General features: G+C 47.5%; 12 protein-coding genes. 5 read left to right on the top strand and 7 right to left on the bottom strand.

The annotated features are described in order from the left end of the window. Positions 1 to 110: 110 nt before the first annotated feature. Entirely contained in the window at positions 111 to 809 is a 699-nt protein-coding gene (locus tag RQP18_RS01850) for a response regulator transcription factor (protein ID WP_342388468.1), read from the top strand. Then, positions 806 to 2587 carry a two-component system histidine kinase PnpS gene (pnpS, locus tag RQP18_RS01845; protein ID WP_342388467.1) on the top strand — a complete coding sequence of 594 codons (1782 nt, stop codon included), beginning with the start codon at positions 806 to 808 and terminating at the stop codon, positions 2585 to 2587. The genes RQP18_RS01850 and pnpS overlap by 4 nt, the downstream gene beginning before the upstream one ends. 122 nt (positions 2588 to 2709) lie before the next feature. Here pnpS and RQP18_RS01840 read toward each other — a convergent pair whose 3' ends face one another. Beyond that, positions 2710 to 3399, bottom strand: coding sequence for a DUF542 domain-containing protein (locus RQP18_RS01840; RefSeq protein ID WP_342388466.1), 690 nt, complete (start codon positions 3397 to 3399; stop codon positions 2710 to 2712). Positions 3400 to 3529: 130 nt separating this feature from the next. Here RQP18_RS01840 and RQP18_RS01835 point away from each other — a divergent pair, with 130 nt between their 5' ends. Together RQP18_RS01835 and RQP18_RS01830 are read left to right on the top strand one after the other, a co-directional pair. Next, positions 3530 to 4501, top strand: a complete 972-nt coding sequence (locus RQP18_RS01835; protein ID WP_342388465.1) for a hypothetical protein — start codon at positions 3530 to 3532, stop codon at positions 4499 to 4501. A 43-nt stretch (positions 4502 to 4544) separates the two neighbouring features. Next, a complete protein-coding gene (locus tag RQP18_RS01830; RefSeq protein ID WP_342388464.1) occupies positions 4545 to 5135 on the top strand; it encodes a TIGR00730 family Rossman fold protein in 591 nt (196 codons plus the stop codon). A 12-nt stretch (positions 5136 to 5147) separates the two neighbouring features. Here RQP18_RS01830 and RQP18_RS01825 read toward each other — a convergent pair whose 3' ends face one another. The 6 genes from RQP18_RS01825 to RQP18_RS01800 form a co-directional block, all read right to left on the bottom strand. Then, positions 5148 to 5687: a GNAT family N-acetyltransferase gene (locus tag RQP18_RS01825; protein ID WP_342388463.1), complete on the bottom strand. Its 540-nt coding sequence runs from the start codon at positions 5685 to 5687 to the stop codon at positions 5148 to 5150. A gap of 92 nt (positions 5688 to 5779) precedes the next feature. Beyond that, complete coding sequence (locus tag RQP18_RS01820; RefSeq protein ID WP_342388462.1) at positions 5780 to 6121, bottom strand: hypothetical protein; 342 nt, start codon at positions 6119 to 6121, stop codon at positions 5780 to 5782. Between the two features lie 66 nt (positions 6122 to 6187). Continuing rightward, entirely contained in the window at positions 6188 to 6448 is a 261-nt protein-coding gene (locus tag RQP18_RS01815) for a hypothetical protein (protein ID WP_342388461.1), read from the bottom strand. A 99-nt stretch (positions 6449 to 6547) separates the two neighbouring features. Beyond that, positions 6548 to 8263: a glutathione ABC transporter substrate-binding protein gene (locus RQP18_RS01810; protein WP_342388460.1), complete on the bottom strand. Its 1716-nt coding sequence runs from the start codon at positions 8261 to 8263 to the stop codon at positions 6548 to 6550. A 180-nt stretch (positions 8264 to 8443) separates the two neighbouring features. Further along, a complete protein-coding gene (locus tag RQP18_RS01805) occupies positions 8444 to 10123 on the bottom strand; it encodes a glutathione ABC transporter substrate-binding protein (RefSeq protein ID WP_342388459.1) in 1680 nt (559 codons plus the stop codon). 264 nt (positions 10124 to 10387) lie between these two features. After that, positions 10388 to 12058: a glutathione ABC transporter substrate-binding protein gene (locus tag RQP18_RS01800; RefSeq protein ID WP_342388458.1), complete on the bottom strand. Its 1671-nt coding sequence runs from the start codon at positions 12056 to 12058 to the stop codon at positions 10388 to 10390. A 466-nt stretch (positions 12059 to 12524) separates the two neighbouring features. Between RQP18_RS01800 and RQP18_RS01795 the strand changes: the two genes are divergently transcribed. Beyond that, positions 12525 to 13433, top strand: coding sequence for an ABC transporter permease (locus RQP18_RS01795; RefSeq protein WP_342388457.1), 909 nt, complete (start codon positions 12525 to 12527; stop codon positions 13431 to 13433). Positions 13434 to 13437: the final 4 nt, after the last annotated feature.

The following is a 13437-nucleotide window of genomic DNA, read 5'->3' as shown; positions in this document are numbered from 1 at the left end:
AGATTGTGACAAGTATGTAAAGTTTTCAAATTTTCTGTGACTCCATGGTAAAATATAACGGCTGAGATGATTAGATTTTAAAATTGAGATGTGTGAAAGGAGCTATTACTGTGCATAAGATCCTCGTGGTGGATGATGAACCATCCATTGTTACATTGATGAAATTCAACCTGGAGAAAGCCGGATACGAAGTGATGACAGCGGAGGATGGCCGGCAGGGGCTGGATCTGTCACTGACTGAAAAACCCGATCTTATTGTGCTGGACCTGATGCTGCCCGGCATGGATGGCATGGATGTCTGCAAGACACTCAGACAGGAGAAGGTGGATACGCCCATCCTCATGCTGACCGCCAAAGATGAGGAGTTCGATAAGATTCTGGGACTGGAACTCGGTGCTGATGACTATATGACAAAACCTTTCAGTCCACGGGAAGTGGTGGCACGCGTCAAGGCAATCCTGAGAAGGACACAGACACAGAAAACAGCAGACGCAACGTCTGCCATCATCCAGCTCGGCGAGCTCGAAATCCATATGGATACCTATGATGTATATGCCCGCGGAGAACAGCTCGTGCTCACCCCGAAGGAATATGAACTGCTCCTCTATCTTGCAAACCATAAGAACAAGGTCCTCAGCCGCGATCAATTGCTGAACGGGGTATGGGACTTCCATTATGATGGGGATACGCGGATCGTCGATGTGCATATCAGCCACCTGCGCGAGAAGATTGAAGCGGACCCGAAACGCCCGGCCTACATCCGGACCATCAGGGGATTCGGCTACAAGCTTGAGGTTCCAGCAGAATGAAGCGCCTATGGTTCAGGATTGCATCCGCCTTCTTCATCCTGATCCTCATTCTGATCATCGTCCTGTGGTTTTTCCTGGCAGCCCTGCTGAAAAATGCCTATACCGATATGACACGCGATCATCTGGTTGAAAATGCACAGATGGTCACCCAGCTCATCGTCGCCTCAGACAGCTACGGTGAACGGGAGCAGCTGCAGGAACTCATCCAGAACTTCGAACAACCGATACAGATGCGCTTTACGGTTGTGGACACGGAAGGTGAAGTCCTTGCCGATTCCGAAAATGATCCTGAAGAAATGAACAATCATTTCGATCGTCCTGAAATACAGAATGTGCTCCAGCAGGAGGAGGAATTCGGAGAATCGATCCGCTACAGTACCACCCAGGATTTCAATATGATGTATGTCGCCCTCCCCCTTGTTTCCCAGGGGGAAATTGTAGGGGCAGTCAGAACTTCTCTATCCCTCGAAGTCATCGATGATGCCATGAACAGGCTATGGTTCAGCCTGTCGCTCGCACTCGGCCTGATGTTCGTCATCGCCGCCATTGCGAGTACGATGCTTGCGAGAAGCATTACACGGCCGATCGACAGCATCATGGATGTCACCTCGCGTCTGAGGAGAAATGACTACAGCAGCCGGGTGAATACAGAACCAAAAGGGGAGATCGGTGACCTTTCCCGCTCCATCAATGCCCTTGCCGCCAGCCTGCAGAGACAGATGAAGGAGATAGAGGAGAATGAACAGCAGCTCACCAGCATCATCTCGAACATGGTGAGCGGCGTCATGCTCATCAACCAGGACGGCACGGTTGCACTGATGAATTCGGCGATGGAAAGGTTCCTCTCCCAGCACAAGGACAACATCATCGGCCAGCCCTATGAAAAAGTCGGTGAACGCTTTGCCCTGAGTCCGCATATACGCACTGTCTTCGAAAGCAATGAAAAGGTACACGAAGAAGTCCACTCCTACTATCCACAGGAACGCATCATGGATGCCCATCTCGCACCCTACTACGGTCAGGGGTGGCAGCAGAGGGGTGTAATCATCGTCCTCCACGATATTACAGATATAAGAAGGCTGGAGAAGATGCGCAGCGACTTTGTCGCCAACGTCTCCCATGAACTGAAGACACCCGTCACCTCCGTCAGAGGATTCTCGGAAACACTGATGAGTGGAGAGGTGACTGATGAAGAAACAACGCAGCAGTTCCTCAAGATCATACACGATGAAAGCCAGCGGCTCGACCGCCTGATCAAGGACCTTCTGAACCTCTCCAAGATAGAGAAGAAGGAGATGCCGCTGAATCTTGAGACCATCAACATGACAGCGCTCGTCCACGAAGTTTCAGTTACACTGCAGGGCGTCATCGAGGAGAAGAAGACAAGGCTTCTGCTGCCTGACCCATCAAAAGATTTGCATCTGCAGGGTGACGAAGACCGTCTCAGACAAATCATACTCAACCTGGTGGGCAATGGCATCAACTACACCGCCGAAGGCGGGACTGTCAAAGTCTCATTGAAAGAGAATGTAGACAAGGTCCGACTCATTATTCAGGATGATGGCATCGGCATTCCGGAAGAGAGCCTCCCCCGCATATTCGAACGCTTCTATCGTGTTGATCGGGCACGGTCCCGACACTCCGGCGGTACAGGTCTCGGCCTTGCCATAGTCAAGCACCTGATAGAATCGCATCACGGAAGGATAGAGGTGGAAAGCCGCGAAGGTGAGGGCACAACCTTCACCGTCACACTGCCAAAGAAGCAGGAGGATGAATAGAAGCGGACGGTCGGAGGACGCCAATTGTCATTCGTCGTCTTCTCGAGTGACCTCACCATATGAAAACAACAAAACCCCTGCTTCCTTCTTTTGGAAGCAGGGGTTCATCATTTCCTGTAATTCTATTGGTAGTGCGCCTCTCTTACCCTTTTGAAAAGAATGTTGTTCTCAAGGTGAACATGGTCCAGGGTGCCTTTTTCAAGCTTTTCCAGCCTCTGATAGACAAAGCGTATGATACCCGCATCCCCTTCTGATGGCGTATAGTCATTCGTCAGCTCCCGAATGCGCCAGAATGCTTCTGCTGCATTGCGGTGTTCATCCTCAAGCTCGGTTATATGGGGTTTGAGGGCCTCCCGTTTATCTTCGGAAGGATTGTTGAGAAATGATTCCAGCATTGGAAAGACGTTATCATCTTCATCCCTGGTATGATCGAGCAGAGCCGCCTTCAGGTTCAGGAAGATGTCTTCCACAGTCTCCAGATTTTCATCCTCCTTGACCATTTTTTCCACATATGGTTCAAGAACCGGGAGTTCATCCTTCAGGTCTTCATGATATTTTCTTTGTATATACTTGATGATACTCTCTTCGTCCATATATTTTATATCGATGCCATCCTGGTTTGCGGACCCCTCCCGATTGATTTCATATAGCAGGTTTTCCAACGGAAGCTGGTGGACAAGGGCTGCTTCCTTCAAGGTCCTGTTTCCATCATTGGCAAAATCGATTCTCTGCTTTCTTAAGATGTCCCCTGCTTTCGGAATTTCTGTTACGATGTCACCAAGTGTCATCTGTCCAGTAATTGTTTTCACCATGCATTCCTCCTCATTTACTATAACCATACCTTAATACTGCGTTATTTAAACGAATTTGTTTACAGTTTAATGAAACATCTCTACGGGTATATTATAATCATCATATACGAAGATGCTGGAGGTTAGATGAATGAATGATAAAGTGAAAATGGCAGCCACGCTGCTACCCGTTATACTCGTCCCTCTCTTTAATGAAAGAAAACGGATCAAAGAGCATCCCGACATGCAGAAAATCGGGGAGACATCGAGCACAGTCTACCATGTGGCCAAAGACAAGAGCACCAGTGCAGCGGAATCGGTAAAGAATGTAAGCACATCCACATACCAGACAGGCAGGTCGGCGGTTTCCAAGGTGGGCGATGTTGTTTCCGACAAACGTCTGCAGCATACTTACAAGAAGGATCAGAAGCAATATGAACAGAGCCTGAAGCAGGAAGAATCCCTGCTCAAGCAATTTGAGAAGGAAAAAGAGAAGCATAGGAAAGACCGGCTGCAGGAGCAGACCGAGAGCAGGATTCCTGTGCCAAAAATCCTGCAATCGGGCACAGAGTCGGATGATGAAGACAGGTCCCAATCAATGACGGTGTCCGATGACTATAAAGAGCCTGATACCGCCAGCCCCGAAACCCGGGCCGAGAAAAAATCCAATCCTGACAACTATGGAATCGCCACAGAATATGATGACGACCAATCGCACAACCGTGCAAGCCTGTCTGAAGGCGATGAGGAAAGACTGGACATCGGGATCCAGGGAGAGGTACATGATCAAAACAACGATGAACAGGAAAGGCTGGACCACATGAATCAGAACATCAACCACTGGATCGATAAAAAAGTAAAAGGTCATGAAGAGGACGAATACGAAAACGGAAAATTGTTTACAGAACACAAGAACACTCTGGATCCGAGAAATGCAGAAGCAGCGAACAAAAGGGCAGAGCAGGATGATTCACTTTTCAACCAGCACCGTTCACTCCATGAATCCCAAATGTCCTCTATCGGCAGGAAGACGGGCGAACCGGGAGCGATCAGGAAATCCAGAAAACAAAAGAAACTTGAAAAGAAAATCAACAAGCATAAAAAGAAACAATACAAGCAGTAGCATCCGACATTTTGAACCACATTAGAAAGAAAGGTGACATGGGATGAAAATCAACAATATCACCATATTCTGTGGTGCACATACAGGAAGCGATCCGGTATACGAAGAGCGTGCCTACGCGCTCGGCCAACTGTTGGCAGAAAAAGGCATCGGCCTTGTCTTTGGCGGCGGTGCTGTCGGACTGATGGGAGCTGTCGCTGATGGAGCCCTTTCGAAAGGCGGCACTGTAACAGGGGTCATACCCCAGTTTCTGGTAGACCGGGAGATGGCACACCCCAAAGTTCAGCATATGGAAGTCGTGGAGAGCATGCACGAGAGAAAGGCACGGATGGAGACGCTCGGCGATGCCATCATCACGCTGCCCGGGGGCGCCGGAACAATGGAGGAATTCTTCGAAATGTTCACCTGGGGACAGATTGGTCTGCAGAAAAAGCCGATTGGTCTGTTGGATGTCAATAATTTCTTCGATGCACTCACCCATCTTTTCGAAAAACTCATTGCAGAAGGATTTCTCGACGAGAAGTACATGGGCCAGCTTTTCATCGGGGATGATGCCAATGAAATATTGAAAAGCTTTGAAATATACGAACCGATTGAAATAAGGACATACGAGACTGAAAAACGACGTCGCTAGGACGTCGTTTTTTTATAGTTTCAGCCTATATACAACATGCCGCTTTAGAGAATGGCCATCGATAATCAGTGGATGCTCGAACTCCTCCACTCTGGTCATGCCGATTTTTTCCATGACATGAATCGAGGGCCAGTTCCTCTTCGCTGCGAGTCCATATATTTCCTTGATATCCGTATGGCGTTCTGCAAACTTAAGGACTCCGACTGCCGCTTCGGTGGCAAATCCCTGGTTCCAGTGCTTCTTCATGAGGCGCCAGCCGATTTCTATGCAAGGAAGGAATTCAAGTCTGAAAGGACCATCCTCCTCCAGCACCTGCATGCCTGTAAAGCCGATGAATTCGCCGGTATCCCGTCTTTCCACTGCAAATAATCCAAAGCCTCTATCCTCGATATCTTTCTGTGCATCGACGATGAACTGCCTCGACGCCTCGCTGGAAAGCTTTTCGGGAAAATACCTGCGTACATCGGAATCCTGATTCATTCTGATGAAAGGGGCGATATCACTCTCTTGCCAGTCACGCAATATCAACCGCTTCGTTTTGATGTATTTCATGCTTATCCTCAACCATTCTCTCATTTATATAATGACTGCGTTCCACGGCTCCACCACATAAAAATGAAAGAGAAAGAGGGCAAGCACCCTCTCTACTCCTCCACTTTCTCACTTTCATTCTCCAATGGTGCATCCATCCTCTTATAAGTAATGAGCTGCACTTTCACTTCTTCTTCATCAAAATCATAATCTTCCAGCTCTTCTTTCTGCTGGGTAGTGAATACCACATCCACAAAGTCATTGGATTCTTTGAAATCATATCTCACATTGAACGTTTCAAATTCCTGATCTGCATTGGGCTTTTTGGAAACGAACCGGGAGGCATCCCCTTCAAAGTCCCTGACTGCCATACCGGTGATCTCCTCTATTTCATAGCCCAGTGCTTCAAGTGTCATTTCTTTTCCTTCGATGATATTGAATTTGTCTTCGTGCATAAAGATCCCTCTCTCTAAAGTATTTATATCATATATTCCCTTTTGAGAGGCATTTAATCTTAGCGGCTATTCTTCTGAAGACCCTTCCCCGGTTTCTTCGTCAGACTCTGCATCACTGGACTCTTTCTGCTGAAGCTCCTCCAGTTCCTCTTCCTTCGTTTCGATATTCTCTTCCAGCTGGCTGTTTTCACTTTTGACATTCTGTATTTTATTTTCCAATGATTTATTCTCCTGTTTCACTTTCTCCAGGTCTTTTGCAGCCTGGCTTTCGCCTTCTCCACACCCGGCGAGAAGCACCACCATTGCAACAACGAACAGACGTTTCATTTGATCACCCTTTTTTCATCCTGATACAGATTATATCACTTTATGGAATTCGTGAAAGTCTAAAAAACACCCCGGAATTTTCCGGGGTGTTGATGTTGTCTATTCACTTAGAGTGACTTCATCCAGCTGATAGATACCGAGGGCATCCACTTCGAAGTTCTGTACATCTGTACGGACACCGGTCAGATAGTTCTGGTGGTGGATGTACGCCATAGGCGCGATGTCCACAAGCATTTCCTGAGCTTCAGTGTAGATTTCCTGACGGGCTTCAGGGTCGGTCTCCTGACGGCCTTCTTCAAGCAGGGCGTCCAGTTCATCATTGCTCAGGAAGGAACGGTTGCCCGGATCCCCGTGCATTTCAGAGTGGAACAGCGGATACATGCCGTAGTCCGCGTCCCCAGTTACTGTAGACCATCCAAGAACGAACATGTCATGTTCACCCTGTGCAGTCCTTTCAAGATACGCACCCCACTCAAGCTGCTCGACGTTCAACTCGATGTTGAGTTCCTGCAGGGATTCCTGCAGATATACTGCCGTATCGATACGCTGCGGGCTGTCATTTGTCCAGATTTCAAGGGAGAAGCCATCTTCGTACCCAGCTTCTGCCATGAGTTCCTTCGCACGATCCATGTCGTAGGAGATGCCTTCTACATTTTCATCATAGCCGAATACATCCGGAGCAAGTGGCCCTTCTGCCGGGATACCTACACCATCATATACTCCCTCGATGATTGCTTCCCTGTCGATGGCATAAGAGATTGCCTGACGGACCCGCGGGTCATCGAGTGGTTCCTTTTCAACATTGAAACCGATGTATGAAAGTGACAGTGACTCTGTATTGTCGAGATATGTTTCTTCGTGGGAGTCCACACGATCCATGTTGTTGGACTCAACTGCACCCGCAACGTGGCTGTCCCCAGTTTCAAGTTCAGCAATACGCGCGGCTGTTTCCGGTACCACTTTGAATGTCACTGTATCAAGTGCTACAGGGTCTTCGTGGTACTCTTCGTTCCTTTCGAGTACAACGTTCTCTCCAGCTGCACGGGACTGTACCTGGAATGGACCTGTGCCGATTGCATTTTCAGCAGCATGCTGTCCCATGTTTCCGGAAATCGCATTCGCAACTTCCTCATGCTCCTCGCCCCCGCTATCGCGAAGTTCATAGTACTCCTCAAGCGTCATTTCTTCACCTGAGTCGGACAATGCCTGCTCATAGTCTGCATCAATGACATCATTGCTCAACATGCCGCCTGCATCGTGTGCAAGGTGTGCAAGGAGCGGGGCAAATGGATATTCCGTCGTAATCTCGACAGTATACTCATCCACCGGCTCTACGTCTGTAATCATCTCGTACAGAAACATGCGTGGTGACGCCATCGCTGGGTCAGTGATGCGCTTCAGGTTCGCTTCGACGGCTTCTGCATTGAATTCAGTACCGTCATGGAACATGACACCTTCCTTGAGAGTAAATTCCCATGTATTGTCATCAAGCTGTTCCCATTCAGTCGCCAGACCAGGCTGGACTTCCATGTTTTCATCCAGAACAGTCAATGTATCATAGATATTCGAACGTACGTTACTTGATGGTACGTCATTGTTGCCGTGCGGATCCAGGCTGACAACGTCACTCATCTCGGAAATGATGAGATCTCCGCCTTCTCCACCTTCTCCGCCTTCAGTATCACCTGAAGATTCTTCTCCGCTGTCTGCAGAATCGCTTTCCGGATCGACGTTACTGTCATCCGTACAGGCAGCCAGCGCAAATGATAAAATTAAAACCAAGCTTAACATTAGAAGCAGTTTTAAATTTTTCATTTTGGACCTCCTAATAATTTTTAATTAAATGCAAGATTTAATCAACTTCATGATACAGGAATAGGGAAGCGCCTTCAAGATGAATTTTCCCACATTTTCAAATAATGGGAAGAATAAAAAACGGAAAACACAAGACGTGTTTTCCGTTTTTCAAATGAATTCAATTGCCCACAAAGTACTCTATTCGTTGATATTGACGTTTCTAAGGTCGAAAATATTGTAGGTGTCGATTTCAATGCCTTCCACATTGTTGTTGTAGGCATTGAGGTTCTCCGAGTGTCGGACGAAGATTGCCGGAGCCTCTTCCACAAGAAGCTGCTGGGCATCCTGATAAATCTGCTCCCTCACTTCCTGGTCGGATTCACGCTTTCCTTCATCCAGCAAAGCGTCGAGCTCGTCACTTTCGAAGAATGATCTGTTACCAGGATCACCGACCATGTCGGAATGGAATAATGGAGAGATGCCATTATCCGGGTCACCTGTCGAGTTGGACCAGCCAAGGATGAACATGTCATGTTCGCCGTTGCCCGTCATCTCAAGATACGCACCCCATTCAACCTGTTCGATGTTCACATTGATGTTGAGTTCAGCCAATGATTCCTGCAGCCATACAGCCATATCCACACGTTCCGGATTGTCGTCGTTGACCATCAGGTTGACATCGAATCCATCTTCATGACCAGCCTCTGCAAGCAGTTCCCTTGCCCGGTCCATGTCATATGCCGGACTTTCGAGATCCTCGCTGTGACCCAATATTCCCGGCGCAAGAGGACCGACTGCAGGCCTGCCTGAATCGTTGTAGACCCCGGAGAGCACAGCTTCCTTGTCGAATGCATGCGTAATCGCACGTCTGACTCTCGGATCATCGAACGGCTCCTTCTGGGTATGGAAACCGATATAGTCGATGGACATTGAATCGGTTCTTTCCAGTGTCACATCCTCATTGCTCTCTACACGCTCAATATTGCTGGACTCGACCTGTGCAATGAAGTCAGAGTCTCCCGTCTCTAGTTCCGCAAGCCTGGATCCAGTTTCGGAAACGACCTTGAACGTAGCCGAATCGATCGTCGGAGCACCGTTCCAATAATCTTCATATGCAGTCAACTCGGTGTTCTCACCCGGGTTCCTGCTTTCAAATTGGAGGTAGTTGGTACCAACAGGATTCTGCTCCACCACGGTGCCGATGGCGCCACCTATTGCATTGGCCGCTTCTTCGTATTCATCTCCCCCCTCTTCACGGAGTTCGTAATACTCTTCAAGTGTCATATCGAGTCCTGCTTCATCAATCGCATTCTGATAGTCCTCATCAATGAGATCTTTACTGATCATCTTGCCCGCCCCGTGCGTCAGGTTGTTCAGCAGCGGGGAGAAAGGGAACTCCGTTACAAGTTCAACGGTATAATCATCGACGACATTCACTTCCGTCACCATTTCAAGCAGGAAAGATCTCGGCGAAGCCGTTGCAGTATCCAGCAACCTGTCGAAGTTCGCCTCTACAACTTCAGCGTTGAATTCACTGCCATCGTGGAAAGTGACACCTTCCTGCAGGGTGAATTCCCATGTAGTATCGCTCGTCTGCTCCCATTCGGAAGCCAGGACCGGCACAATTTCCAAGTTTTCATCCTGGGTCACAAGACCTTCATACATTGTATCCCGTACCTGCTCGGAAGGCACGTCATTGCTGCCATGGGGGTCCATGGATACAGCATCACTCGGGAATGCCAGAACCATCTCGCCGCCCTCACTGGAGGACGACTCCCCTTCGGCACCCCCTTCAGGTTCGACCTCGCTGTCATCCGTACAGGCTGCCAGTACGAGAACAAACACACTAAGCAGCATCAACTTCCAAAAATTCTTCATCCTACTCCTCCTCTTGAAAAATCTCTCCCATCCAAATATGTAAGTTCTTTTTTGGGGTAAATCCATTTTATAACAGCAACAGTATTCTTTCAATAAGGAATATTCTGAACTTTAAAAAATCATCTAGGTCATCCAAGTATACTCATCTGTAGACGACTGCAGATGGCTTCCGGATTTTGAAACGATCCCATGGAGCAGGAAAAAGCCCCCTGGATGCCAACAGGCATCAGGGGGCTGAAGATAGGATCATAATATATTTGGCTGTTATTCTATTGTTACATTCCTGAAATCCGGCCTGTTATACGTATCGATTACAAGACCCTCCACTTCGTCCCTATAGGCGTTCATACTTTCAGCCTGACGCATGAATATTGATGGCGCTTCATCAATCAGCAATTCCTGTGCTTCCTTGTATATCTCTTCACGGGCTTCAGTATCCGTTTCACGTCGCCCTTCTTCCAAAAGATCATCAAGTGCTTCGTTTTCGAAGAAGAATCTGTTCCCCTGGTTGCCCATCATTGACGAGTGGTAGAGCGGCCATAATCCATGGTCCGGATCTCCTGTTGCATTTGGCCAGCCGAGTATGAAGATGTCATGGTCCCCGGTACTCGCCGCTTCCAGGTAAGCCCCCCATTCAAACTGATCCACTGTAGCGTCCACATTGATTTCCTGAAGAGCTTCCTGCAGGTAGACAGCCAAATCCACCCTTTCAGGGGCATCATTGGTTATGATGGAGATTTCAAAGCCATCTTCATAACCTGCTTCCGCCATCAGTTCACGTGCCCGCTCCACGTCATATCCCAGTCCTTCAATGTCTTCGTCATAGCCCAGGACTTCCGGTTGGAGCGGACCTTCCAGCGTCCTGCCGGTACCACTGTATATACCATTGATGACTTCTTCCTTATCAAAGATATGTGTGATGGCCTGTCTTACCCGTTTATCATCAAGCGGTTCTTTCTGTGTATTAAAGCCGATATATTCCATTGCGATATTGTAGAAAGTGTACATATGCGTGTCTTCATTGTTCTCAATCCTGCCCATGCTCGAAGGTTCAAACCCGCTGATCATATGCGATTCTCCGGTTTCCAGCTCTGCGATCCTTGAACCCGTTTCTGAAACAACCTTGAAAGTGACAGTGTCCAGTTTTGCCGGTTCCTGCCAATATTCGTCATACCTGGCAAGAACGGTATTTTCACCCGGGGTCCTCTCTTCAAACTGCAAATATCCCGTTCCCGTTGGTTTCTGTTCCACTACAGTATGCAGATACTCCGATATATCTTCTGCAGCATCTTCATATTCTGTACCGCCTGTGTCCCTCAGCTCATAAAACTCCTCAAGCGGCATCTCGAGCCCCGCTTCCTCCAGGGCGTTTTGGTAGTCTTCATCTATGACTTCCTTACTGATCATTCCCCCTCCATCATGTGTGAGGTGGGCCAGCAAGGGTGCAAATGGATATGATGTCACAATTTCAACCTGATATTCATCGACTACATTCACTTCCTCAACCATCTCGAAAATGTTCAGCCGTGGTGACGCAACTGCAGGATCAAGCACCCTGTCGAAATTCGCTTTAACGACTTCGGCATTGAATTCACTGCCATCATGGAACGTGACACCTTCTTCCAGGTCAAAACGCCATGTCGTATCGTCCACCTGTTCCCATTCATTGGCGAGTAATGGCGCAATTTCGAGCGCTTCATTTTGAGTAACCAGTCCTTCATATATTGTATTCCTCACCTGATCGGAATATAAGTCATTGCTTCCATGCGGGTCCAAAGAAACCACATCATTTCCCACTGATAATATGAAGTCACCTCCTGAAGCCTGACCGCCTTCATCATCAACATCACTTTCCGGATCAGCATCACTGTCGTCCGTACATGCCGTCAGAACGAGGAGCAGTACAAGCACAAATACCCCCATAAACCTTTTCATCAAATCCCGCCTTCCACCTTCTGCTTAATCCCTAGTTTACAAATAGGTTTTATATAGATAATAATATACTAGTTTAATAGGCAGTTCAATACAGTTGCTCTTTTCACTCCCATATCGCATCTATATCATTAATTTTCCATGGTAGAAAGTTAATAGCCGCATTAAATCCAATGAAATATACAGGTTTGAAGAACCATACACATACTTGAAATGATAAAATTAATTGAATATACTGAATTTTGACAGTTACACCAAATATACATATCTTTCAAACAAATTTAAACGACAAATTTGAATTAAATGATTCATTTTACACAATTTTAAGAAATTTTCTTCAAAAATGCATGAAAGCCCTTTCATTTATTTCTATAAAATATTGAAAAATTCACTTTATGACTGTATCATTATAAGAAGCAATTCAAGGATTTGTCATAAAATTCAATCAGAATTATTAGGAGGTCAATTCATGGCAGTTGCATCCAAAGAAAGAATCCGGGACACCAAACCGGTCAATCCCAGGGTCAAAAGCACGAAGGATTTCTATAAGCGCCTGAAGAAGAATAAATCGGCACTTGTCGGCTTCTATATACTTGTTTTCTTCTTCCTTGTATCGATTTTCGGTGCACTCGATGCTAACTATGGTCTTACAGGGATCAGTTCAAATGCAACCAGTCTGACAGAAAAATTGGAAGGTCCTTCAGCCGCTCACTGGTTCGGTACGGATCATCTCGGCAGGGATATCTTCATCAGAATAATCCATGGTATGTACATAACATTAGGGGTAGGGTTTGCAGCGACTTTCCTTGCCGGCCTTGTGGGTGTACCACTTGGGATTCTCGCCGGTTATTATGGCGGGTGGCTTGATACGATCATCATGAGACTCATGGATGTTCTACTCGCTTTCCCAGGCATCCTGCTTGCGCTTGCAATCGTCAGCGTACTTGGCGGCAGCACAATAAACGTCACCATTGCCATTGCAATCGGGGCCGTGCCTCAGTTTGCACGTATCGTCCGCGGTTCAACACTTACAACAAAGAAACTGGAATATGTGGATGCGATCCGCGCCCTCGGTGCACGTGATGGCAAAATCATCTTCCAACATATATTACCGAACATCATGTCACCAATCATCGTAAATACGACTTTGTTCATCGCAACTGCAATCCTTTCCGCAGCCGGTCTTTCATTCCTCGGTCTGGGCGTACAGCCGCCAACACCTGAATGGGGGGCCATGCTCAATGATGGAAGAAACTACATGTACCAGGCAGGACACATCACATTCTTCCCTGGCATGATGATCGTCATCGTTGTACTCGCATTCAACTTATTCGGAGACGGATTGAGAGATGCACTCGATCCGAAATTCAAGAAATAGGAGG

The sequence above is a fragment of the Salinicoccus sp. Bachu38 genome, from assembly GCF_038561955.2.
GTDB classification, from domain to species: Bacteria; Bacillota; Bacilli; order Staphylococcales; family Salinicoccaceae; genus Salinicoccus; species Salinicoccus bachuensis.
This window is presented reverse-complemented; position numbering and strand designations above follow the sequence as displayed.